The following is a 23,155-nucleotide window of genomic DNA, read 5'->3' on the forward strand; positions in this document are numbered from 1 at the left end:
ACGTGCAGCGTGAATCCTTTGGAAGCACGCCTGCTCGCGATGGCGACCCTGATACGGCCACTTTGCAACATCTGTCGAGGACTGGGGACCTTTGCAAATGCTAGGCTGCTCGCCAGGCCATCCTCATACAGAATCTTGCCATGCTCGCGCGCTTGCTGTTTTTTTGCGGTCTTTTTATGGCCTCGACCTCGTCCATGGCCGCCACGGTCTACAAGTCCACCGACGCCAATGGCGTGGTTTCCTATAGCGATCGCCCATCGAAAGGCTCCCAGGTCTTTACTTTTCAGGACCGCATGGTCGAGCACCTTGAGCGTCAGGTGTACATGGTCATCACCAAGAAAAAAGGTGAAGACAGTGTCTACGTGCGCAACGACTTATTTGCGCCGGTAGAAATCGAGCTGAGTTTCGCTGGCCTGCAAAACGTCAGTGGTGCACCGAGCCGGCCCATTCGGCGGGTGATGCCGGCGCGCAGTAGCATACGCCTGGCGCTGCTCACTCCGACTCAAGTTGACTTGCCGCTCGTGTATGTTCCTAGGTTCGAGTACTCGCTGGGCGACCCGTCAGGCGCCTCCAAGGACTATCAATACCCGTTTCCCTGGCGTGGCGGCCCGTTTCGGCTGAGCCAGGGCGCCAACGGTCAGTACAGCCATTTCGGCCCTAAAAATCGCTTCGCGCTGGACATCGCCATGCCCGAAGGCACGCCGATCATTGCGGCGCGCGGTGGCGTGGTGGTGAAAATCGAAAATGCACAGTCCGGGCGTGGTACCGATCCGTCAGGCAATTTCGTGCGAGTGCTGCACGATGACGGGACGATGGGCGTGTATCTGCACCTCAAACAAGGTTCGGTGGTGGTTCGCGAGGGTCAGAAAGTTTCGGTAGGAAGTGCGCTGGCGCTGTCGGGTAATACAGGCAACAGCAGCGGGCCGCACCTGCACTTCGTGGTGCAGCGCAATACTGGTTTGGGGCTGGTGTCGATTCCGTACCAGTTCAACCAACCGGTTAGCGCGTTGCCCAACTTTGCGCTGGGCAAGCAGTGAACGTGGCAGGAATCCATCGTGGTAAGAAGATTCACCTGCGGTAAGTGGATCACCTGTGGTGCGGGGACTCACCCATGGTGAGAGGATTCATCTGTGGTGAGGGGATTTATCCCCGCTGGACGGCGAAGCCGTCCCAATGCTCAACGGGGATAAATCCCCTCGCCACAAAAGCCCGCCATCTCCTGATTAATCGAGCATCAACACCTTGGCCAGAATGATTTTCGGGCCTTTCATCTTCTTGATGATGATCCGCAAGCCTTCGACCTCCAGCACTTCTTCCTCTTCCGGTACCCGTTTCAGGGTTTCGTAGATCAACCCGGCAAGCGTTTCCGCTTCGACGTGATCCAGGTCGATGCCCAGCAGGCGCTCCACCTTGAACAGCGGCGTATCGCCACGCACCAGCAGCTTGCCCGGTTGATAGGCGAGAATGCCGCGCTCAGCCTTGCGGTGTTCGTCCTGAATGTCGCCGACCAGCACCTCCAGCACGTCTTCCATGGTCAGGTAGCCGATGATGTTGCCGTCAGCCTCCTCAACCAGTGCGAAGTGTGAGCCACCCTTGCGGAACTGTTCCAGCAACTGCGACAGCGGCATATGCCGTGACACGCGCTCCAGTGGCCGAGTCAGTTCGGCAAGGTTGAACGACTCGGGGATGTGGTCCAGCGCGGCCAGTTCCAGCAACAAGTCCTTGATGTGCAACAGGCCGACGAACTCCTGGCGATCCGTGTCGTACACCGGATAACGGCTGAACTTGTGGCGGCGGAACATCGCCAGGATTTCTTTCAGTGGTGCGTTGAACTCAAGCGTCACCAGGTCTTCGCGAGAATTGGCCCAATCAACCACTTCCAGTTCGCCCATTTCCACAGCAGAAGCCAAGACACGCATGCCTTGGTCGCTCGGGTCCTGGCCACGGCTGGAGTGCAGGATCAATTTCAGTTCTTCGCGGCTGTAATGGTGTTCGTGATGAGGGCCGGGCTCACCTTGGCCGGCAATCCGCAGAATCGCGTTGGCGCTGGCGTTGAGCAAGTAGATGGCCGGGTACATGGCCCAGTAGAACAGGTACAGCGGCACGGCCGTCCAGAGCGACAGCAACTCGGGTTTGCGGATGGCCCAGGACTTGGGCGCCAGCTCGCCGACGACAATGTGCAGGTACGAAATAACGAAGAATGCCGCGAAGAACGAGACGCCTTTGATGACTTCGGCCGACTGCACGCCGACGGCTTCGAGCATTGGCTCCAGGATATGAGCGAACGCTGGTTCGCCGACCCAGCCGAGACCGAGCGAGGCGAGGGTGATACCCAATTGGCATGCCGAAAGGTACGCATCAAGCTGACTGTGAACGGTGCGCAGAATGTGTCCCCGCCAGCCGTTTTTGTCTGCGATGGCCTCGACTCGGGTCGAGCGCAATTTGACCATGGCAAATTCCGCCGCAACGAAAAATCCGTTGAGCAAAACCAGGATCAGAGCAAAAAGAATCATGCCGAAATCGGCGAAGAGTGTCGCGAGGGTCAAGCCAGGGGATGGGTCCATGATGGAGTTTTGCGGGTTCCGTGTATTCGAAAGAAAAGGAAAAAGTGCGCCTGAAGGGCAGGCACAAGTCAGCCAATGTAGCGGCTGACTGGCCAATTGCCTAGTGGTGAGTGCTGGCCGGTATCAGTCGGCGGCGCCAGGCACCAGGGATTTGGTGACCTGTACCGGCGCAAAATGGCAGGTAAACGTGCTGCCGTGCCCCGGCACACTGCTGATTTCCATTCGCGCACGGTGACGCAAAAGTACGTGTTTGACGATGGCCAGCCCCAGCCCGGTGCCGCCAGTATTGGAGTTGCGGCTGGAATCGACACGGTAGAACCGTTCGGTCAGGCGCGGCAGGTGTTTGCTGTCGATACCAATCCCGGAATCCTGCACGCTCAAGTGCGCGCCTTGCCCGTCGCCCCACCAGCGGATGCGGATGTTGCCTTCGGCCGGCGTGTATTTCACCGCATTGAACACCAGGTTAGAGAACGCACTGCGCAACTCGGCCTCACTGCCCTTGAGCAAAAGCGTCGGGTCGGCCTCAAGCGTGATGCGCTGGTTTTTCTGGCCGGATAACTGCAGGGCATCGCCTTTTATCGACTGCAACAAACCGTCGACGGCCACTGGCTGATTGTCCGACGGGTAATCGGTGGCCTCAAGTTTGGCCAGCAACAGCAAGTCATTGAGCAAGGTTTGCATGCGCCCACCTTGCTGCTGCATTTGTTGCAGCGCCCGGCTCCAGCGTGGGTTCACATCCTCGACATTGTCGAGCAGGGTTTCCAGGTAGCCGCAGATGACCGTCAACGGTGTGCGCAGCTCATGGGACACGTTGGCAATGAAGTCTTTGCGCATCTGTTCCAGCTGATGAATGCGTGTCACGTCACGCACCAACATCAAATGCTCGTTGTTGCCGTAGCGGGTGATGTACAGCTGAATGCGCAGGCGATCATTGATCGGCGAGGGGATTTCCAGGGGTTCGGCGTAGCTGTCCTGTTCAAAGTATTCCTTGAAGCGCGGATGACGCACCAGGTTGGTCACCGGCTGACCGCTGTCTTGTGGAGTCTTGAGGCCCAGCAGGGTTTCGGCAGCGCGGTTCCACCATTCCAGGTTGCCGTCGCTGTCGAGCATGATTACCGCGTCTTTAAGTGCTGCTGTGGATTCCTGCACGCGGTCGATGACTGCTTGCAGCCGCCCGCGCACGCGTTGGTCGCGGCGTTGCAGGTGGTAGATGCTGTCGAACACCTCGCCCCACAGGCCATAGCCATCGGGCGGTGCTTCATCGGGTTTGTGCAGGCGCAGCCATTCGTGCAAGCGCAGCAATTGCTTCAGAGTCCAGCCCAGATAAAGACCCAGGCCCACCGCGAGACTCCAGCCGTAGTAGCCGGTAATCAACCCGATCACCAGGCAAGCGGTGACCAGCAGCAGCATGTGGCGGATCAGGGTGCCATGCCAGTTTTGGTTCAAAGGGGCGTCCTAGCGCAACGTCGATTTCAAGCCGCAAGCTGCAAGGTATAGCGGCTGTGCTTCTGCTTGCCGTTTAAAGTTTGAAGCTTGCAACTGCTTTTAAGCTTTTGTGGAAAACCGGTAACCGGTGCCGCGCACGGTTTGTACCAGATTTTCGTAAGCATCGCCGAGGGCTTTGCGCAGGCGACGGATGTGCACGTCCACGGTGCGCTCCTCGACATAAACGTTGCCGCCCCAAACCTGGTCCAGTAACTGGCCGCGGGTGTAGGCGCGCTCTTGGTGAGTCATGAAAAACTGCAGCAACCGGTATTCTGTGGGACCCATCTCCGCAGGTTTGCCGTCGATGGTCACGCGGTGGCTGATAGGATCCAGCAGCAGGCCGCCGATTTCGATTGGAGCCTCGCCATCGGTCGGGCCAGCACGGCGCAGCACGGCTTTGAGGCGTGCTACCAGCTCACGAGGGGAAAACGGTTTGGTGATGTAGTCGTCGGCGCCCACTTCCAGGCCTTGAATCTTGTTGTCCTCTTCGCCTTTGGCCGTGAGCATGATGATCGGGATGTCGCCGGTCAGCTCATCGCGCTTCAGGCGACGGGCCAGCTCAATGCCAGATGTGCCGGGCAGCATCCAGTCCAGCAGAATCAGGTCCGGCTTGCGGTCGACGATGATGGCGTGGGCCTGTTGGGAGTTCTCAGCCTCCAGGCAGTCATAGCCGGCCATTTCCAACGCAACGGCGATCATTTCGCGAATGGGCGCTTCGTCGTCGACGATCAGAATGCTCCTGCCAACCATGCCTAAATCCTCTTGTCATTTAACTGTCTTGCGCGCATTAGATAACGGAATTATTGCAGTCGTGTGACAGTATTTTGCTGGCCAGCGATTGTCACGATCCTGAACTAAGCTCTAATTCCGAATCCTGACAACCACAACAGAAGGTTTCCATGTCTCAATACACGCAATCCTTTAAAGCCCTGATGCTGGCTGCTGCCCTGGCCTTGCCTGCAATGGCGTTTGCTGCAGACCCGGCGATGATGAAAGACGGGATGATGGTCGACCATAAAGGCATGACTCTCTACACCTTTGCCAAGGACTCCGACGGCAAGTCCATGTGCAACGACAAATGCGCCACAAACTGGCCGCCGCTGATGGCTGATGGCATGGCTAAAGCCATGGGCAAATGGACGGTCGTCAAACGTGACGACGGCAAGATGCAGTGGGCTTACGAAGGCAAACCGCTGTACACCTTCGTAATGGATAAAAAGGCTGGTGACATGACCGGCGAAGGCAAAATGGACGGTGCGTGGCACGTCGCCAAACCGATGTAAGCCCCTGCTTCCTGCGAGAGCGAGCTTGCTCGCTCTCGCAGTCCTCGCGCCTCAGCGCATCGCGTAGTCCAGCACAATTCCGACGAAAATCGCCAACCCGGCCCAGTGGTTGTGCAAAAACGCCTTGAAGCAACGCATCCGGTCCTTGCCTCGGGTGTACCAGAACTCCCACGCAAAACAACCTGCTGCCGCCAACAGCCCTATGTGGAACCAGCCGCCGAGTTCAAAGGTAGAGCCGGCTAGCAGCAGGCAACCCAACGCCATCACTTGCAGGGTCAGAATGATCACCCGATCTGCGTCACCAAACAGAATGGCCGTGGATTTCACACCAATCTTCAGATCGTCATCGCGGTCGGTCATCGCGTAATAGGTGTCGTAGCCCACCGTCCACAGCAGATTGGCGATCCACAATAACCACGCCGCTGCCGGAAGTTCGCCGGTTTCGGCGGTGAACGCCATCGGCATTCCCCACGAAAACGCCGCGCCCAGCACCACTTGCGGGTAATACGTGTAGCGCTTCATGAATGGGTAGCTGCAAGCCAGTGCCAAGCCGCCAAATGACAGCCAGACAGTTGCCGCGTTGGTGCACAACACCAGCAGGAAACTGACACCCATCAGCAACGCGAAAAACACCAAGGCTTCTTTGGAACTGATCCTGCCGCTGACCAATGGCCGCTGTTCAGTGCGCTTCACGTGGCCGTCGACCTTGCGGTCTGCCCAATCGTTGATCACACAACCACCCGCGCGCGTCAGTATCACGCCCAAGACGAAAATCACCACGTTAGCCAACGAAGGCGAGCCCTTACCTGCAATCCATAAGGCCCACAACGTTGGCCACAACAGCAGGTAAATACCGATCGGCTTGTCCATGCGGGTCAATTGAACGAAATCCCAAGCCCTGGGATTCACGCGATTCAGCGACTTGAGCAGGCTCTGATACATCAGCAGTTCTCCGGATGCGCGCGGGCGGCACGCCACAACGTCGGCAGGAAAATCTCGGCGACCAATACGCTCAGTGCGCCCCGGTCGAATCGCGAGCGACGGCCCCACAGTTGTGGTGCCCGGCATTCTGTCGGCAGCCAAGCTTGAGGATACTCACACACCTCGATGGCACGGCGCTGGAACGCCTGATCGCAAAATAGCAATTCGCCGAGCGAGCGGCTGCCCAGTTCGTCCATGTGCAAGCCATCGCCCTGCAACGCACTGCGCGCCGCGACGCTACGGGCGAATACCCAGGCTTCGCCATGCCCACGCAAATACACCTCACGCACCCAGCCCTCGCTGTCTTCAGGCAACGTCAGCGCAGCACATTCATCCGCGCGCAACGCTTGCCAACCTTCGAACAGCGGGGTGACGCTAAAACCGTCATTCGACAAGCGGATCAGCCGTCGTGTCAGCGAACCTTCATCGAACAGCCAGTCAAGCGTCACGGCATCGGGCAGCGGCATGAGTTGACTTTGGGAGAGCCAGAGCGGGGCCGAGAGAGAGGATTTTGAGTGCGGCACGGTGAGTCATTATTGGCAGCAAATGAGGCGGCGAGCTTACCATGTCATTCGGTGATTTTGACTGGGCCGGGCGCCGGTGCGTCGAACAGGCTTGCATCTGGCGTGCCCGATCAGTACAAAACGCCCTGAGCCGGACGGCAGCGCTTCACCTATTGACCGTCCGCGCCGGCTAAAGCCTGAATCCTGAGGATGTACCTGAATGAAAAAGTGGCAATGTGTGGTCTGCGGCCTCATCTATAACGAAGCCGACGGTTGGCCGGATGACGGCATTGCGCCGGGCACGCTGTGGCAAGACGTACCGGAAGACTGGCTGTGCCCGGATTGCGGCGTCGGCAAGATGGATTTCGAAATGATCGAAATCAACTAATACACCAGAGGAGTAAGGAATGAACGCACCTGTCGTGATCGTCGGCACCGGGCTCGCAGGCTATAACCTGGCCCGGGAGTTTCGCAAACTCGATGGCGAAACCCCGCTGCTGCTGATTACCGCTGATGACGGACGCTCTTACTCCAAACCGATGCTTTCTACCGGTTTCGGCAAAAACAAAGACGCCGACGGCCTGAGTATGGCCGAACCGGGCGCGATGGCTGAGCAACTAAAGGCCGAAGTGCGCACCCACACACGCATCAGTGGCATCGACCCCGGCCATAAACGCCTGTGGATCGGCGAAGAATCGGTGATTTATCGCGACCTGATCCTGGCGTGGGGCGCAGAGACCGTGCGTGTCCCCATCGAGGGCGACGCCGCTGATGCAGTGTTCCCGATCAACGACCTGGAAGATTACGCACGCTTTCGCGTTGCCGCTGCCGGTAAGCGTCGGGTGCTGCTGCTGGGCGCGGGCCTGATTGGCTGCGAGTTCGCCAACGACCTCATGCTGGGTGGTTACGAAGTTCAATTGGTAGCGCCGTGCGAGCAAGTCATGCCAACGCTGCTGCATCCGGCCGCTGCTGCTGCGGTACAGACTGCGCTGGAGGGCCTGGGCGCCCGTTTCCATCTCGGCCCTGTACTGAATCGTTTGCAGCGCGTTGCGCATGGTCTGGAAGCGCATCTGTCGGATGGACAGGTTATTGCGTGTGATGTGGTGGTTTCAGCGATTGGCTTGCGGCCGCGCATCGATCTGGCGGCCGCTGCTGGTCTGTTGGTCAATCGTGGGGTTGTGGTCGACCGTCATCTGAAAACTTCCCACACCCACATTTATGCGCTGGGCGACTGCGCCGAAGTTGACGGGCTAAATCTTCTGTACGTGATGCCACTCATGAGCTGCGCGAGGGCACTGGCTCAAACGCTTGCCGGCAACCCGACGACAGTGAGCTATGGCGCAATGCCGATCACCGTTAAAACGCCAGTTTGTCCTTTGGTGGTTTCGCCGCCGCCACGCGGGCTGGAGGGCGTCTGGACCGTTGAAGGGCAGGGCGCAGACATCAAAGCCTTATGCCGCGATGCCAACGGCCAACTGCTGGGTTATGCCCTGACAGGCGCCGCAGTGATGGAAAAATTAGCGCTGAACAAAGAGCTTCCGGCCTTACTGGCGTAAATACAGGTCGTTCTGTCGGAATCACCCAGGTTTTGCCCCTACAAAGGTCGCGTCGAGACTGGCGCGGCTCTCCCTCGCGTGCCATTCTCACTCCCGTCTGCCGCAGAGTAGAGCACCTGCGGCGCTTTGGGCGCTGTTCCAACGAGAACAGCACGGACATAACAACAAAAAACCGTCAAAGGGGCTTCACTAATGCGTAAACCAGAACTCGCCGCTGCAATCGCTGAAAAAGCAGATCTCACCAAAGAGCAGGCCAACCGCGTTCTCAACGCCGTTCTCGAAGAAATCACCGGCGCTCTGCACCGCAAAGACAGCGTAACGCTGGTGGGCTTCGGCACCTTCCTGCAACGCCATCGCGGTGCCCGCACCGGCAAAAATCCGCAAACCGGTGAGCCCGTCAAAATCAAGGCCAGCAACACCGTTGCTTTCAAGCCTGGCAAATCGTTAAAAGACAGCGTCAATCCGTAACACGCACCGACTTCCCGCCTAGCGGGTAAGCGGGATAAAAAATGGGCACGTCAACGAGGTTGGGCGCCCATTTTTTTATGGGGCGCGAAAGTAACGCCGACCAGACAATCCAAAACACGATCCGTGTAGCAGCTGGCGAAGCCTGCGTTCGGCTGCGTAGCAGTCGTCAAACCTGAGTGCACGGTGAGTCTGACGCACCGCATTGTCTGACTTTACGACTGCTACGCAGCCGAACGCAGGCTTCGCCAGCGGCTACAGGGCTACATCGTCAGTAAAGTCGGTGGCGATGGTGCTGATGGACTGCAGATATTCCGAGGCGTTGGCCAGGAGGGCTTCGGAATTGATGGCTGGGCAGACGCTGAAGAGGAGCTTGGTTGTTCATCCATAGGTAGCTAATACCAAGTGGGCAAACTCTTTCTTGCTTGGCTGAAGATCAGCGTGCTGCTCCAAGTACGTGCGCCATGCAGATTCAAGCATGGCTCCATCGAGATCGCCGTCGGTAGCAAGATACGCGGCGGCATCGTCTTTCATCGCTTGGACGTAGTGTTTGGAGAGGCCATCCTCGATTTTGTCTGACGTGGCAATAAACGGCCCGACCGTTGTGAAGATCAACCCAAATCCAGTTATTGCCGAGTACTCAAAGGGGCCACTAGCTAATTTGCAGTTATGACCGCTGCACATTTCAGCCCGAACAGTGGCGCTAGCTACGAGTGCGAACATGGCACCCCAAAAGCACCCAAAGGGCACGGTCCATTTTTTATTGTGTCGAGTAGCCATGATCTGATTGAACTCCCTGTCTACTGGCGCCATAAGCGTGGGCGCGCTGCCATGAGTGATGTGCCGCACCGAATCGACATTGAGTGTGCTTGTGCAAAGTACCGAGACAGAGCGGCATTTCAAGACCAAGGAGACCAAACCAGACACGTCCTACATGTGATTCGGAAACAGGGAAGATAACTGTGATGGTTTTTGTGCTCTCAGCTGTGTGCTGGGCACCGTGACGAGAAAACCCCCGATGGGGAGGAACATACCCATCGGGGTTGTTTACTGCTTTGAAAGTCAGCTGGCTCGGATTTTTTGACTGGCGATTACCGCCGCCATTTCCGGTTCATCCAGATAATCCAACGCTCGGTCCACCAACAGATGGACCCCGTCGGCCATGCGGCTAAGAGCCAACGCGATGGAGCGGCGTGAGCCATCCACATCGTCGGCGAGGTCGGCGGCGATGGCGCTGATAGACAGTAGATCTTCAGAGGCGTTGGCGAGGAGTGCTTCAATGTTGATGTCCGGGCAGACGCTGAAAAGTTGGCCTTTGCGTTTCGGCGGTGGTGTCTGCTTTGGTGGGACGAAATGGACGTCGAGGGCGCGCTCGGCGGCTTCGTGGAGTTTTTTGGAATCGTAGGATTCGTAAGGAGATGTGCCAGGATTTCCTGGCGGATTCGGCGTTGGCTTGATCATTGATGTATCCCGATATGTGTATTGAGGGGACTGACACCGTTTCGCTTGCATTCGAATGATGGTGGCAGCTGTACGCAGGTGTGCAAGACCGGGCATATCGGACCCCGGCAGACCCCAAAGGGACCTCCCACGCACAGCCACCATATAGCGATCCAAAAAGCATTTTTAATGCTAAATGGTTTGCGAGGCATTTGTGCGCCGATATGTACCGGACTTGCACGTCCGTGTCACCGTTTTTTGCGGTGGCGAACAGAGGTTATCTGCTGATGTGGAGGTTGCATAGTTCATGGGTGGCTCGACTTTTCGAAGGAAAAGTCTGAGAAGGTTGAGGGGATTCGGTGCGAAATCGCACTCCGCTTAAACAGCCGCTTGCATTGCACCTGACCAGCCGAAAATAACAAATTTCATCATGTGTTTTGTAACCATGAATGACAACGAAATACGCATCTCTGCCGAGAGCAGCGACAGGCCACAATCGGCCAAAAGGAGCCAGTCGGATGCGTCCAGAAAATCAGGGGCGATTTAAGTACACTCAGCTGATCTTGCCTACGACGGCGAAGGCGCTACGCTAAAGGCGCCTTACGCCGACTTCTGGAATTGAGTAGTCGGGTAGATTGCAAACACTAGTTCATTATGGAAGTTTTACATGACTGGCTACTTAGACACTATTTCGCATCCATGGAATCGGAAGCAGATTATGGCGGCAATGACGCACAAATTTACGGAAGTTAAGCCTTCAATTGATAGACTTCCTGGAGGAAAAATCTGGAATGACTTGAAAGCGTTGGATGACACAGAATGGATTTTCTATACCAGCATTTCCGATCTCATTGATGAAATTTGTATTTTTGGTGAACGAAGCAAGGACCCAGAATTCTGGAATAAGAGCAATGTAAAAACGGCAGAGCACTACACTAGAGAGGTAAAGCGAAAACTATACTATTGCACTTCCTCGCTTATGACCTTGGTAGATATCGCCAGAAACTTTGACAACAGACACAAAGTAGATGGGCCAGGCATAAAAAGAGCTGAAATCTTCACCACGCCTGGGCTGCACAATTTTCTACAGGACTTGCGAAATTTCAACACACATTGGCGTATTGCCGAAGCCAACTGGTCGATAAACTACGAAATGGAGAATGATATACGGACGGCGCACTTTAAGATAAACAAGGAAGACTTGCTCGCCTGGAGCGGCTGAACTGCTAATGCAAAAAAATACATCCAAGACTTAGACGGTAGTGTTGACCTTTACGAAATACTTACAACATACAAGAAACAAGCACAAGCATATTACGCCTGGCACAAAGGCGCTGTAATTGATCAAAACGCTCAAGCCCTACAACAATATTTTGAGTACACAAAAATCCATGAGGGCCTGCGCCAGTATCTAAAATGGAACATGATCCTTTCGCATGTAAAGAATGGTACAAATCCTTATCAATACTTAGCAAAATTTCTTTCACCCTCTCAAATTGAGGCAGTCCTCTCTTATCCCAAGCACAGTGAGCTGCAGGTGGATGCATTGATCAGGGCAGTAGACACCTATCAGATCTGCGACAAAAATCTCAAAAACAAACTTATGAAGGTATTTTCGGTCTCCGTCGAGTAATGACCATCACAAATACAGCCCATCCGCTGACTACGAAAATAGCAGTGGGTGAGGTTAATCCAATGTGAGCGCCGTGGCACGCGTAGGATCGCGTTTTTCGTTGCGATCCTGACTGTCAAACTCGCTCTAAAACGTTTTCACACAGCCTGGCCCCATAGCGGACATGCATGCCCCTATGAAAGACCTTCTTCGAATAGCGCGGGGTGATTTTCAATCAAATCACTCCGAATATCGCAAAGTCTAATTGCGTGAATTCTAGCCTCTAACTCATCGCGTAGCGCTAAGGCCATGCACTTACGTGCCATAAGCCAAAAAGTCTTCTCCGTAGTAGGGGTTTCACTGGAGATTAATGCAATGTTGTCAAATAATTTTATAAAGCAATCAGCCATTTTAACGATAAAGTCAACGCCGTGCTGAGCCCGCCGATTCCTAACAAGAAAATCCACATCTGAAATAAAATGATTAATGTGGCTTTTGTTGAGGGCCGAATGACTATTGTTAATTACTTTTTGTACATTTATTAAAATCGTAGGGAGATCATTATCCACGCCCAAGAGCGGGGTCTCTCTCAGGAAGTCCTCTATGTCATATCGTTTCAGATTCAAATCTTCAGGAATAATTCTGGTTATACCATGACCATCCCAGCCGCCATCGACGGTAGTTATGCTGCTCTTGGCCCATCCATGTAACCGATCATACCATTTGGGATCTTTCGCGTAGGCTGCTCGCTGCGAAGACCAAAGCATAAAATCTACTACCTGTGACCCTGGATTACTTTTGTCGGAAATTTCGAATTTTACATCTGGGTAATATTTTACGATAAATGGAGCTGAAAAGCAGTTTTGGCTCAACCCTTTCCAAAGGTCTGGCCACCACTTTTCTAGTAGCACCTGCACACTAAGTCCACTCCTACCCTCAAAAATAAACGTTAGCTCTCGCGCTTTGGAAAATAAACCTACTACAGCAAGCTTTGATGCAAGATTGTAAATTTCCTCAACACCGGAAAAACTGTGCTTTCTTGCATGGAAAATATGTGATTTAAAATTCCCAACAACGTGTTTGTTTATAGCGTTACAAAGATGTGAATGAGCATTTTTGCTGTCATCTGCGGCGTGAAAGTATCCTCTTTCAAGCGTTCTATCATCCATAGCTTTTTGAGGCATCAGGAAGCGATCCATATCGATTCGAAGATTTTCTAATGCGTCATCAATAACCTCTTGGCCGATCCGCTCCTCAGTTATGAGGCTGGCATAACCACTGAATGCGCCTTCTCCGAACTCAGTCTCATCGAGGTATACGAACATCCCGCACTTCCTTGGCTATAGGTAAAAACAAAATCAGGTATGCACATAGCATAAGGGTGCGGAGGGATCAATCAAGCTGGAGTTACCCAATGACCGCTTTTGGCCGTTCTCTGCCTATCCCGGCCATAATGCGAGCTCGTCTTGTTCGAGCTAAACGGTTAGGCGAGTCTATGCAATTACGCAGATTAGGATCATTACATCGTAGCTTCCGAGAAGAGCTGCGGCCTGATGTTTCGTCAATGACTTGGTAGTCATCAGCGTCAAAAACCATCTTATCTTCTTCAAAAGCATCTAGATGCTGGCGCCACAGCTTGAAATCGCTACACTGCGCCGGCCATTCATTTCTTTTGAGGCTTACGCATGAAATTCCGTTTTCTGTTGTGGATGCTGGGTATGTTGATGGGTAAGGCCGGCCGGACTAATCCTGCGTTCCAGCAGCAGTTGGGTGACAAGGATTTAGTCTTTCAACTACACACCCTGGACGGGAAAGTGGCGCGGCATTTCATTGTAAAAGATCAACGCATCACCAGTCGGTCGGGTGTGTATGCCGAACCGGCATTTGCGATTGCTTTTAAGGACGCCGCGTATGGTTTTGCCACGATGCAGGCGAAGAACAAGCAGTTGGCATTCATGACGGGGATTCAGGACAAGTCGATCCAGATCAACGGCAACCCGGCGCTGGTGATATGGTTTCAGGGGCTGACCAAATATTTGAAGCCGCGCAAGGCCAAGCCGAAGGCTTGAGAGCTTTCAAATAGACTGCGTTGGGTTCTTCGGGGCAGGCTCGCTCCCACATTCTGACCGAATGTGGGAGCTTTTTTATGCCTGGGAAAACTGCGAGGCCAGTTCGCGCAACAGCACTTCGGCTTCGAGGACTTTGCTGACTACGTCGTTGGCTTTTTCGCGGGTCAGGCCGACACGTTCCAGCAATGCGTCGGGGATTTCCTCGTCGGGACCTGCACCGATGCCGCGGCTGCGCAACAGGCGAACCGACAGGCAAACAAGGTTCGGATATTCCGCATAGGCGCCGTCGTAGGTCGGGTCATTCTGGAAACGCAACGCGGTGGCCAGCTCGTCAGGCATGTCCCAATAGCGCATCAGCCACGAACCGATCTGCTCACGACTGATGCCCAGCAAGTGCTGTTCAACGTAGCTGTGGCACAGGTGCGGGTTGACCTCCAGGTGACGGCAGATCAGCGAGAAGTGCGGCGGGAATACGTGTGCAAGCAGCAAGTAACCGAAGTTGTGCAGCAGGCCGGCGAGGTAGGTCAGGCCTGCTTCCGGGCGCTGGGCACGCGGCATGGCACGGGTCAGGCCTTCGATGACGGCGGCGGTGTAGATCGATTGTTGCCAGTACGGCGTAGTGTGTTGCGGGTGGTCTTTAGGCAGGCTCAGGGTTTTGCCCAAGGCCAGGCCCAATGCCAGGTTGATCACCAGATCAAAGCCCAGCACGCGCACGATGGCGTCCTCCACTGAGCGGATCTTGCCGGGCGATGCGTAATACGGCGAGGCTGCCCAGCTCACGACTTGTGCGGCCAGCGCCGGATCGGTTTCGACCACGCCGGTAATGTCGTCAATGGTGGCGTTAGGGTCGACGCGCAGCTTAATGATTTTTTGCGCCGTCTCGGCCAGCGGTGGTATCTCGATGGTCGCTTCCAGGCGTTGCTGGATGCGTCGCGCAGTGAATGCTTGAACGGCTTGGGTGATTTCCTCGCCGTCATCATCCGGCCGGTCGAGGTTAGGGCGAATGCTGCTCAGCGCCTCGCCAAAATTAGCGGCACTGGCTTTGGTGAGCATGGTTTTGAAGGCTTCGCTGGTAACTTCCAGCAAGATACCCGGCTCACCGGAGTTGATCAGCAACTTCGGTTCGCGCAGCAGGCTTTCTTCATAGAGACACGGTGACGCGGTTAGCGCTGGCAGGCCGGGCAGCAGGCTAAGGCTGTGTTTGCCGAGCATGCGCTCCAGGCGCTCGGTCGGCACGGCCGTGAGGCGCCGCCCCGTCAATTCAGCCAGACGATTGAGGTCCAGCAATTGGCTTTGTGGGAACAGCACCATCAACGCACCAACCGCATCGTCCACCAACACGGCCTGCACTTTGCGCGCAGGGTTCAGGCCGTGATGATCGCTGACTTCTTCGTAAGCGATGCCGAGTTTGCCCAGCAACAGCCGAATAACCGACGGAACGTGCGGGGTGGCGGGTGCGAGGGCAACTTCGGTCATGGTCTGTATCCGTTCTCAAACAATTGCACGAGTATAACCAGCTTGTTTAAAACCATGCTCCACAAAGTGCGACGGGGTTCACACTTGGCCGTATTGCTGGCCGTGGCGTAACCAGCGATCAAGCAGCGGGCTGACGTGGTCGGGCCAGCGCTCCAAAAGGGCTTGGGCGGCATCGCGCACGGCGGGCAACAAGTCGGCGTCGCGCATCAAGTCAGCGACCTTGAACTGCAAAAGACCCGTCTGACGAGTGCCGAGCATTTCGCCAGGGCCACGTAGCTCGAGGTCTTTTTCGGCGATGACAAAGCCGTCGTTGGTTTCACGCATGATACCGAGTCGCTGGCGACCAATCTGCGACAGCGGCGGATGGTAGAGCAGTACGCAATGACTGGCGGCGCTGCCTCGACCGACACGGCCACGCAACTGGTGCAACTGCGCGAGCCCGAGACGCTCCGGGTTTTCGATGATCATCAGGCTGGCGTTTGGCACGTCCACGCCGACTTCGATCACTGTTGTTGCGACCAGCAGTTGCAGGTTTCCAGCCTTGAATTCTGCCATTACGGCGGCCTTCTCGACAGGTTTCATGCGGCCGTGGATCAACCCGACTTTCAGTTCGCCCAAGGCGGCAGTGAGGTCCTCAAACGTGGTTTCGGCGGCTTGGCAGGTCAGCTCTTCCGACTCTTCGATCAGCGTGCACACCCAATAGGCTTGACGCCCTTCGGCACACGCTCCACGCACGCGCTCGATCACCTCGACGCGCCGGGTATCGGTGACCAGCACCGTATTGACGGGGGTTCGGCCAGGCGGCAGTTCATCAAGAATCGAGGTGTCGAGATCCGCGTAAGCGCTCATGGCCAGCGTCCGTGGAATCGGGGTGGCGGTCATGATCAACTGGTGCGGGCACATACGGCCGCCAACACCCTTTTGGCGCAACGCCAGACGCTGCTGAACGCCGAATCGGTGTTGTTCGTCGATGATCGCCAATGCCAGGTTCTTGAACTTCACTTCGTCCTGGAACAGCGCATGAGTACCAACCACCATTGGGGTGCCACTGGCAATCTGTTCCAGCGCAGCTACGCGATTTTTGCCCTTGAGCTTGCCGGCCAGCCACGCCACTTCAATGCCCAGCGGTTCGAGCCAGCGCTTGAAGGTAATGAAGTGCTGCTCAGCGAGAATTTCGGTGGGCGCCATCAGCGCCACTTGATACCCGGCCTCCAGCGCTTGCAGCGCGGCGAGTGCGGCGACCACGGTTTTGCCTGCGCCGACGTCGCCCTGAATCAAGCGCAACATAGGTTCGTGTTGACTGAGGTCGTAAGCGATTTCATTGCCGACACGTTGCTGCGCGCCAGTAGGTGCAAAGCCCAGGTTCGCCAAATATTTGGGCGGTAACTTGGTGGCTTTCGGCATGGCGGGCGCACGTAACGAACGCATGCTTTCGCGCAGCCGTTGCTGTGACAGCTGATGCGTCAGCAGTTCTTCAAACGCCAAGCGGTGCTGAGCCCAGTGATGACCGAGCGCGAGTTCGTCGACATCGGCATCGGCCGGTGGATGATGCAGGTAGCGAATAGCATCGGCCAGCGGGGCCAATTGATAGTCACGCGCCAGTTCGGTCGGCAGCCAGTCAGGTAGGCTGGTCGGGCCGAGCAGTGTCAGGGTTTGCATGCACAGTTGACGTAAGCGCTGCTGCGTCAGGCCTTCGGTAAGTGGATAAACCGGTGTCAGGGTTTCATCTACTGGCGGCGGCTCGTCACCCGTAATGGCACGGTATTCGGGGTGGTAAATTTCCAGCCCCGAAGCGCCGGGCCTCGCTTCGCCATAACAGCGAATCCGCGTGCCGCGTTTCAGGCCTTCTTTTTGGGCATTGCTGAAATGATAGAAGCGCAGACTGAGGCCGCCGGTGCCGTCCTGTAGACGAACGACCAAGCTACGGCGGCGACCCATGACCACGTCGGCGCCGCTGACAGTGCCCTCGATCACCGCGTCTTGCCCCGGGCGCAGATGGCCGATCGGAACCACACGAGTGCGATCCTGATAGCGCAGCGGCAGGTGAAACAGTACGTCCTGAAGGTTCTCCAAGCCGACCTTGGCCAATTTCTCGGCCATGGCTTCACCGACACCCTTGAGTGCCGTCACCGACACTTGCGACAACTCGGTCATGGCTTCAACTTAACCGGCAACCACCGGCGCTGGCGGCTTGGCCACCGAGCACAGGCGAATAGAATCGGCGAGGATTTCAATCGCTTTCGGCCGTGGGAAACTTGCGCGCCAGGCGATAGCGACCGTGCGAAACGGCACGGGCGGCGTCAGTGGGCGGACTTCCAGAACGCCAGCGGCGTAGTGATGGCTGTCCACGGCGGACAACGGCAGGATCGAAATACCAAGCCCAGACGCAACCATATGGCGAATGGTTTCCAGCGAACTGGACTCAACCGTGGTGTGCTTGGCGCCATCGTTGCCTTTGCCCAGCGTAGGGCAGGCTTCCAGCACCTGGTCGCGGAAGCAGTGACCTTCGCCGAGTAACAGCAGGCTCTTGTCATTAAGCAGGCTGGCATCGATCGATTCTTTTTGCGTCCACGGGTGCTGAGCCGGCATCAACACATAAAACGGCTCGTCATAAAGCGGCAGGGTCAACACATCGGCTTCGTTGAACGGCAGGGCGATGATGATCGCGTCCAGCTCACCGTTGCGCAGTTTGTCGCGCAGGATGTGTGTGAAGTTTTCTTCAATGTACAACGGCATCTGCGGGGCAACCCGGTGCAGTTGCGGAATCAGGTGCGGGAACAGGTACGGACCGACGGTGTAGATCGCACCTACTTTAAGGGGGGCGGTCAGCTGGTTTTTGCCAGCCTGGGCCAGTTCGCGAATGCCTTGGGCTTGTTCCAGGACTTTTTGCGCCTGGGCCACAATGCCTTCGCCGACCGGAGTCAGGCGCACGGCACTCTTGCTGCGCTCGAAAATCAGCACACCGAGTTCGTCTTCAAGCTTTTTCACACCCACCGACAACGTCGGCTGGCTGACGTGGCAACGCTCGGCCGCGTGGCCGAAATGCTGCTCTTGGGCGAGGGTAACGATGTAGCGTAATTCTGTGAGAGTCATAGCAAGCGTCCATGAAGTTGCGGGCCAAGCATACCGGCTGCAATCGATAGACGCACGTTATCAGACTGAGTGTGCTGCGTGACACCGGCCAATGCACCTTTGCCGCTGACAGATAAGCAAAAGGCACCTTTCGGTGCCTTTTGATGATGCGGTTTGCGTCAACGCCGGCGTTTTTCCAGCGAATAAACAAACGGTGCAACGATTTCGATAGAGCCATTGGTCAGCATGTCGGCCGGCGGCTTGGGTAGCGGCTGGGCGCGGCGGATCATGTCCAGGGTTGCCCGGTCGAGATCGGCTGTGCCGGAGCTGCCCACCAGTTCGAACGACAACACATTACCTTCGGCATCCACCACGAAGCGCAGACGGTTCAAGCCTTCCTTGCCCCGAGCCTGAGCACTGGCCGGGTACTTTTTGTACTTGGCCAAGTGAGCGAGCAGTGTGCCTTGCCAACTGGCCTTGGCGGCTTGCTGTGCGGGCGAAGGACCCGGTGCCGGTTGTGCGGATTTTTCCGTTGGCGTCTGAGTAGGGTTCGCGTCGCTCGGTTTTTCTTCGGAAGGTTTCTCCTTCGGCGGATCCGGTTTTTTCTCCACAGGCTTTGGCGGTTGCGGCTTGGGTTTGGGCTTGACCGGTTTGGGTACCGCGATCTCGGCTTTCGGTACTTCAGCCAGTTTCGGTATCGGCAACTCTTCCACCGGGGCGGGCGGTTGTGGCGGCGTGATCACCTTCGGCGGAGCGGGCGGTGGCGGGGCCGGAACCGGTGCCAGCTCAACCATCATCGCCTGTGGTGGCAGCTCGATGGGCGGGCGGGCTGTCCAGTTCAGTGCCAGCGCAATGGCCAGCGCATGAACGCCCAGCACCACGGCCAGACTCGTGCCGTAACGCGTCAGCTTATGGCGCGTCTTGATCATTTTTTGGCTGCCGTCTCGAGTCCGACCAGACCAACCTTCAGGTACCCGGCGGAGCGCAGGTTATCCATCACGCTCATCAGGTCGCCGTAATCCACACCCTTATCGGCCTGGAAAAAGATCGTCGTGTCTTTTTTGCCCTGGGTCCTGGCGTCCAGCGTGGCGCCGAGTGCTTCGGCTTTCACTTCGTCTTCGCCGAGGAATAAGCGCTGGTCAGCTTTTACGCTGAGGAACACAGGCTTCTCCGGGCGCGGCGCTGGTTTGGCACTGGAGGCTGGCAGGTCAACCTTGATGTCCACGGTGGCCAACGGGGCAGCCACCATGAAAATAATCAAAAGTACCAACATTACGTCGATAAACGGCGTGACGTTGATTTCGTGGTTCTCGGCCAGATCGTCGTCTGCGCCTTCTTTCAAATGCAAGCCCATGGCTGATTACCCTACTTTGACCACGTGGGGTTGCGAGGCGCGCTCGGTGGTCGGCAAGTGATCCAGGTCACGGCTGACCAGCAGCAGGACTTCTGCCGATGCATCGGACACTTGCGCCTTGTAACCGGCGATGGAGCGTGCGAACACGTTGTAGATCACGACAGCCGGGATTGCGGCAACCAGGCCCAGCGCAGTCGCCAGCAGTGCCTCGGCAATACCGGGGGCAACGACAGCAAGGTTGGTGGTTTGGGTTTTGGCGATACCAATGAAGCTGTTCATGATGCCCCACACGGTGCCGAACAGACCTACGAAGGGTGCGGTGGAACCGATGGTTGCCAGCACGCCGGTGCCGCTGCTCATGTTGCGACCGCAGGCCGCAACCAGGCGCTCAAGACGGAAGCTGACACGCTCCTTGATGCCTTCTTTTTCGCGGCTGTTGGCTGACAGGCGCATTTCTTCCAGCGCATCATGGACCAGCAAGTTGGCAAGAGTGCCTTCCTTGGTGGCCGTTGCGCTGGCTTCTCTAAGCGTGGTGGCCTTTTTCAGGTGGACGATTTCGTTGCGCAGACGACGCTTGGCGCCCATCAGCTCGAAACCCTTGGCGATCCAGATGGTCCAGGTAATGATCGAGGCGATGGCCAGGCCGATCATCACGATTTTCACGATGATGTCGGCGTTCTGGTACATGCCCCAAGGCGACAAGTCATGCGCCATGCCCAGTGTATTATCGGCTTCCAGTACTTCAGGGGCCTCTTCGGCGTTAGCGTCTACCGCCTGAGCCGGGTCGTTTGCGACTGGGGTCACGGCCGGGGCTGCGTGATCGGTGGCCGCAGGTGCGGTGGCTGCCGGGGTCGCGGGTGCTTGTGCGTCGGCGAATGCGGCGGTAGGTGCCAGCATCAGGCTGAGCAACAGGGCGGCCACAGCGCTCCATGCGCGAGGTCGTTTGGTAGGCGAAGCGGGAGATTGATTGCGTGTCATGCTGGCCGGACCTGAGAGGAAAAGACGGTAAATGTTCTTCCAGGCCTCGCGAGGCCGAGAACAAAAGTGGCAGGCATTATTGCAAGTAATTCTTGTTAACAAAAGTAATAGAGTATCTTTTTTTCTTCCATTGCTAGCCGCTCGTCCTTTGACAGCGCTGGTTTGTGCCTTCGCAACAGGAGTTTTTCGATGTCTGCGCCCTCTGTTTTGATCGCCGGTTGTGGTGATGTCGGCAGTCGTTTGGCCGTGCAATTGCTGGCTTTTGGGTGGGAAGTCTACGGTTTGCGTCGTGACGTCTCGCGCTTGCCCGACGGAGTCATTGGCGTCGCTGGGGACTTGTTCAACAAGGATTGCCCGCAGACATGGCCCATTGGCGCCGTCGATTACGTTGTGTATTGCGCGGCCGCTACCGAACACGACGAAGCAGGTTATCGCGCCGCTTATGTGGAGGGTTTGCAGCATGTTCTGGAGTGGCTGGGCGACTACGGGCAAGTGCCTGAGCGACTGTTGTTCGTATCCAGTAGCAGTGTGTATGGGCAGCAGGAGGGTGAGTGGGTCGATGAAACTTCGCCGACCGTGACGGGCAGCGGTTACTCCGGTCGCTTGATGCTGGAGGCCGAACAGGTGGCGCTTGATAGCGGCATTCCGGCGAGCATTGTGCGTTTGACCGGCATCTATGGACCGGGGCGTGAATGGCTGCTGACCCAGGTGCGTCGAGGATATCGCGTGGTCACCGATCCGCCGTTATATGGCAATCGTATCCACGCCGATGACGCGGCGGGGTTGATGGCGTATCTGCTTGAAGCGGATCATCGAGGCGTGGCACTGGATGGCGTCTATATAGGTGTTGATGACGCACCGGCACCGCTGGCTGAAGTGGTGGATTGGTTACGCGAGTATCTGGGTGTGACCGAATGGGCTGATGACGCTAGCGTGCGTCGCACCGGCAGCAAGCGGTGCAGCAATGCGCGGGCCAGGGCGCTGGGCTGGGTGCCTCGTTACCCAAGTTATCGCGAAGGGTATGCCGCAATCCTCGAAGGCAGTCGCTGATTTCCAAACGCCACAAACCCAATAGGGGAGCAGACGTGCTCCCACATTGGTTTCGCGCTGACTTGTTGCCGGATTACTGCTTTTCCAGCAACCATTTGCGATCACCCGGGGTGAACGAAGGCATCTCGTCTGCCTGGGCGGTGTTCACGGCCTGGAATATTTCCAGCTCTTTGCCCTTGCGCGCAAAGATCCAGGTATTGCCCTGGCTGTTTAGCTGCAGCCACATATTGTCGTTGCCGCCGCTCATCGAAGCACAGTCACCGGCCAGGCATAACGCATAGCGATCCGCGCCCGGCAGACCTGAAACCTGGCCGTCAGCCTGGAATTGCACGGTGTTGCCTTCTCCATTACCGCTGACGATTTTCCAGCTACCGCCCATGTAGGCGGAATACAGCGCGCGTTCGAAACTGGCGCCAATCGGTGCGCCGTCCGGCACTGGAATCAGTGCGCGGTCGAACACTTGTGCAGGTTCGTTATCGCTGGCGGCCTGGCTGAGTTGCTTGCCGTCACGCTTCAGCTCACTGGCGGAGCTGCCATAAAAGTCGACTTTCCAGGCGCCGGACTCTTCGCCCAGCAGCTTGCCTTCGACGTTTTCAAAACCATTGGTGTAGCGAGCCTGACCAGCCTTGGTGTTGACGTCCCATTCCAGGTTCGGACCGTAAGCCTGGAGTGCTTCACGCAGAGGTCCACCTTTGGATGCGGCATCGATCGCCACCTGATTGATCCAGGTGCCGCTGATATCACGATCGGCAGGGTTGCTGGCACAACCGCCCATGAACAGGGCGAGCAGCGAGAGAACAAGCGCATTGCGCATGATGGAATCCTTACAGAACCCTTTCTTTACAAGATCGGTTGGCGCAGCGATGAAGCTGCGCCGCACGCATTACTCGATGACCAGAATGGCATCCATTTCAACCTGCGAGCCCTTTGGCAGGGCCGCAACGCCGATGGCGGCGCGTGCAGGGTAAGGCTGGTCGAAGTATTTGCCCATGATCTCGTTGACCTTGGCGAAATGGCTCAGGTCGGTGAGGAAGATGTTCAGTTTGACGATGTCCTTGAACGAACCGCCAGCGGCTTCGGCCACGGCTTTGAGGTTCTCGAAAACCTGGACGGTCTGGGCTTCGAAACCTTCAACCAGTTCCATGGTTTTTGGGTCCAGAGGAATTTGACCCGACATGTAGACGGTGTTTCCAGCCTTGATCGCCTGGGAATAAGTACCGATGGCGGCCGGGGCCTTGTCGCTGGTGATAACAGTCTTGGTCATGTA

Annotated in this window: 24 protein-coding genes and 1 pseudogene; 8 read left to right on the forward strand and 17 right to left on the reverse strand. The window is 56.6% G+C overall.

Annotated features, from left to right (window positions below):
- Positions 1 to 140: 140 nt before the first annotated feature.
- Positions 141 to 1,037, forward strand: coding sequence for a peptidoglycan DD-metalloendopeptidase family protein (locus ACQR3R_RS17960; protein ID WP_428273827.1), 897 nt, complete (start codon positions 141 to 143; stop codon positions 1,035 to 1,037).
- Positions 1,038 to 1,223: 186 nt separating this feature from the next.
- Here ACQR3R_RS17960 and ACQR3R_RS17965 read toward each other — a convergent pair whose 3' ends face one another.
- From ACQR3R_RS17965 to phoB, 3 genes are all read right to left on the reverse strand, one after another.
- The gene (locus tag ACQR3R_RS17965) at positions 1,224 to 2,564 is read right to left on the reverse strand and encodes a CNNM domain-containing protein (RefSeq protein WP_428273829.1); all 1,341 of its coding nucleotides are present in this window, start codon (positions 2,562 to 2,564) and stop codon (positions 1,224 to 1,226) included.
- Between the two features lie 123 nt (positions 2,565 to 2,687).
- Positions 2,688 to 4,010 (reverse strand): phosphate regulon sensor histidine kinase PhoR, encoded by a 1,323-nt coding sequence (gene phoR, locus ACQR3R_RS17970; protein WP_428273831.1) that lies wholly within the window; start codon positions 4,008 to 4,010, stop codon positions 2,688 to 2,690.
- Between the two features lie 99 nt (positions 4,011 to 4,109).
- On the reverse strand, positions 4,110 to 4,799 hold the full coding sequence (phoB, locus tag ACQR3R_RS17975) for a phosphate regulon transcriptional regulator PhoB (RefSeq protein ID WP_428273833.1): 690 nt from the start codon (positions 4,797 to 4,799) through the stop codon (positions 4,110 to 4,112).
- A gap of 149 nt (positions 4,800 to 4,948) precedes the next feature.
- On the opposite strand from phoB, the gene ACQR3R_RS17980 reads away from it, so the two are divergent.
- Positions 4,949 to 5,332 carry a COG4315 family predicted lipoprotein gene (locus ACQR3R_RS17980; RefSeq protein WP_428273835.1) on the forward strand — a complete coding sequence of 128 codons (384 nt, stop codon included), beginning with the start codon at positions 4,949 to 4,951 and terminating at the stop codon, positions 5,330 to 5,332.
- 51 nt (positions 5,333 to 5,383) lie between these two features.
- Here ACQR3R_RS17980 and ubiA read toward each other — a convergent pair whose 3' ends face one another.
- Both ubiA and ACQR3R_RS17990 read right to left on the reverse strand, forming a co-directional pair.
- Positions 5,384 to 6,274 carry a 4-hydroxybenzoate octaprenyltransferase gene (gene ubiA / locus ACQR3R_RS17985; RefSeq protein ID WP_428273837.1) on the reverse strand — a complete coding sequence of 297 codons (891 nt, stop codon included), beginning with the start codon at positions 6,272 to 6,274 and terminating at the stop codon, positions 5,384 to 5,386.
- Positions 6,274 to 6,837, reverse strand: coding sequence for a chorismate lyase (locus tag ACQR3R_RS17990; protein ID WP_428273839.1), 564 nt, complete (start codon positions 6,835 to 6,837; stop codon positions 6,274 to 6,276). Before ACQR3R_RS17990 ends, ubiA begins: the two co-directional genes overlap by 1 nt.
- Positions 6,838 to 7,036: 199 nt before the next feature.
- On the opposite strand from ACQR3R_RS17990, the gene ACQR3R_RS17995 reads away from it, so the two are divergent.
- From ACQR3R_RS17995 to ACQR3R_RS18005, 3 genes are all read left to right on the forward strand, one after another.
- A complete protein-coding gene (locus tag ACQR3R_RS17995; protein WP_007954349.1) occupies positions 7,037 to 7,204 on the forward strand; it encodes a rubredoxin in 168 nt (55 codons plus the stop codon).
- A 19-nt stretch (positions 7,205 to 7,223) separates the two neighbouring features.
- Positions 7,224 to 8,372, forward strand: coding sequence for an FAD-dependent oxidoreductase (locus ACQR3R_RS18000; protein WP_428273842.1), 1,149 nt, complete (start codon positions 7,224 to 7,226; stop codon positions 8,370 to 8,372).
- A 192-nt stretch (positions 8,373 to 8,564) separates the two neighbouring features.
- On the forward strand, positions 8,565 to 8,840 hold the full coding sequence (locus ACQR3R_RS18005; protein ID WP_003213368.1) for an HU family DNA-binding protein: 276 nt from the start codon (positions 8,565 to 8,567) through the stop codon (positions 8,838 to 8,840).
- 252 nt (positions 8,841 to 9,092) lie between these two features.
- On the opposite strand, the pseudogene ACQR3R_RS18010 reads toward ACQR3R_RS18005, so the two are convergent.
- From ACQR3R_RS18010 to ACQR3R_RS18020, 3 genes and pseudogenes are all read right to left on the reverse strand, one after another.
- Positions 9,093 to 9,194 (reverse strand): annotated as a pseudogene (locus ACQR3R_RS18010) (DUF6124 family protein); the annotation flags it as partial.
- Positions 9,195 to 9,218: 24 nt separating this feature from the next.
- On the reverse strand, positions 9,219 to 9,617 hold the full coding sequence (locus ACQR3R_RS18015; protein WP_428273845.1) for a DUF2388 domain-containing protein: 399 nt from the start codon (positions 9,615 to 9,617) through the stop codon (positions 9,219 to 9,221).
- 282 nt (positions 9,618 to 9,899) lie between these two features.
- Positions 9,900 to 10,298: a DUF6124 family protein gene (locus ACQR3R_RS18020; RefSeq protein WP_428273847.1), complete on the reverse strand. Its 399-nt coding sequence runs from the start codon at positions 10,296 to 10,298 to the stop codon at positions 9,900 to 9,902.
- Positions 10,299 to 10,944: 646 nt separating this feature from the next.
- Between ACQR3R_RS18020 and ACQR3R_RS18025 the strand changes: the two genes are divergently transcribed.
- Entirely contained in the window at positions 10,945 to 11,499 is a 555-nt protein-coding gene (locus ACQR3R_RS18025) for a hypothetical protein (protein ID WP_428273849.1), read from the forward strand.
- 584 nt (positions 11,500 to 12,083) lie between these two features.
- Here ACQR3R_RS18025 and ACQR3R_RS18030 read toward each other — a convergent pair.
- Positions 12,084 to 13,214 (reverse strand): hypothetical protein, encoded by a 1,131-nt coding sequence (locus tag ACQR3R_RS18030; RefSeq protein ID WP_428273851.1) that lies wholly within the window; start codon positions 13,212 to 13,214, stop codon positions 12,084 to 12,086.
- A 393-nt stretch (positions 13,215 to 13,607) separates the two neighbouring features.
- Here ACQR3R_RS18030 and ACQR3R_RS18035 point away from each other — a divergent pair, with 393 nt between their 5' ends.
- Positions 13,608 to 13,958, forward strand: coding sequence for a hypothetical protein (locus ACQR3R_RS18035; RefSeq protein WP_428273853.1), 351 nt, complete (start codon positions 13,608 to 13,610; stop codon positions 13,956 to 13,958).
- Positions 13,959 to 14,033: 75 nt separating this feature from the next.
- On the opposite strand, the gene ACQR3R_RS18040 is transcribed toward ACQR3R_RS18035, so the two are convergent.
- The 6 genes from ACQR3R_RS18040 to exbB form a co-directional block, all read right to left on the reverse strand.
- Positions 14,034 to 15,434 (reverse strand): HDOD domain-containing protein, encoded by a 1,401-nt coding sequence (locus ACQR3R_RS18040; protein ID WP_428273855.1) that lies wholly within the window; start codon positions 15,432 to 15,434, stop codon positions 14,034 to 14,036.
- 78 nt (positions 15,435 to 15,512) lie between these two features.
- Positions 15,513 to 17,588 carry an ATP-dependent DNA helicase RecG gene (gene recG, locus ACQR3R_RS18045; protein WP_428273857.1) on the reverse strand — a complete coding sequence of 692 codons (2,076 nt, stop codon included), beginning with the start codon at positions 17,586 to 17,588 and terminating at the stop codon, positions 15,513 to 15,515.
- Positions 17,589 to 17,597: 9 nt separating this feature from the next.
- Positions 17,598 to 18,527 carry a LysR substrate-binding domain-containing protein gene (locus ACQR3R_RS18050; RefSeq protein ID WP_428273859.1) on the reverse strand — a complete coding sequence of 310 codons (930 nt, stop codon included), beginning with the start codon at positions 18,525 to 18,527 and terminating at the stop codon, positions 17,598 to 17,600.
- Between the two features lie 158 nt (positions 18,528 to 18,685).
- Positions 18,686 to 19,435 carry a TonB family protein gene (locus ACQR3R_RS18055; RefSeq protein ID WP_428273861.1) on the reverse strand — a complete coding sequence of 250 codons (750 nt, stop codon included), beginning with the start codon at positions 19,433 to 19,435 and terminating at the stop codon, positions 18,686 to 18,688.
- The gene (exbD, locus tag ACQR3R_RS18060) at positions 19,432 to 19,860 is read right to left on the reverse strand and encodes a TonB system transport protein ExbD (RefSeq protein ID WP_428273863.1); all 429 of its coding nucleotides are present in this window, start codon (positions 19,858 to 19,860) and stop codon (positions 19,432 to 19,434) included. Before exbD ends, ACQR3R_RS18055 begins: the two co-directional genes overlap by 4 nt.
- Before the next feature lie 6 nt (positions 19,861 to 19,866).
- The gene (exbB, locus tag ACQR3R_RS18065) at positions 19,867 to 20,838 is read right to left on the reverse strand and encodes a tonB-system energizer ExbB (RefSeq protein WP_428273865.1); all 972 of its coding nucleotides are present in this window, start codon (positions 20,836 to 20,838) and stop codon (positions 19,867 to 19,869) included.
- Positions 20,839 to 21,027: 189 nt separating this feature from the next.
- Between exbB and ACQR3R_RS18070 the strand changes: the two genes are divergently transcribed.
- Complete coding sequence (locus ACQR3R_RS18070; RefSeq protein ID WP_428273867.1) at positions 21,028 to 21,888, forward strand: NAD-dependent epimerase/dehydratase family protein; 861 nt, start codon at positions 21,028 to 21,030, stop codon at positions 21,886 to 21,888.
- Between the two features lie 73 nt (positions 21,889 to 21,961).
- On the opposite strand, the gene ACQR3R_RS18075 is transcribed toward ACQR3R_RS18070, so the two are convergent.
- Together ACQR3R_RS18075 and ACQR3R_RS18080 are read right to left on the reverse strand one after the other, a co-directional pair.
- A complete protein-coding gene (locus ACQR3R_RS18075; protein ID WP_428273869.1) occupies positions 21,962 to 22,702 on the reverse strand; it encodes a hypothetical protein in 741 nt (246 codons plus the stop codon).
- 69 nt (positions 22,703 to 22,771) lie between these two features.
- Positions 22,772 to 23,152: a RidA family protein gene (locus ACQR3R_RS18080; protein WP_003229509.1), complete on the reverse strand. Its 381-nt coding sequence runs from the start codon at positions 23,150 to 23,152 to the stop codon at positions 22,772 to 22,774.
- Positions 23,153 to 23,155 lie beyond the last annotated feature (3 nt).

The sequence above is a fragment of the Gordonia sp. IEGM753 genome (assembly GCF_050321825.1).
In the GTDB taxonomy this organism is placed as follows: Bacteria; Pseudomonadota; Gammaproteobacteria; order Pseudomonadales; family Pseudomonadaceae; genus Aquipseudomonas.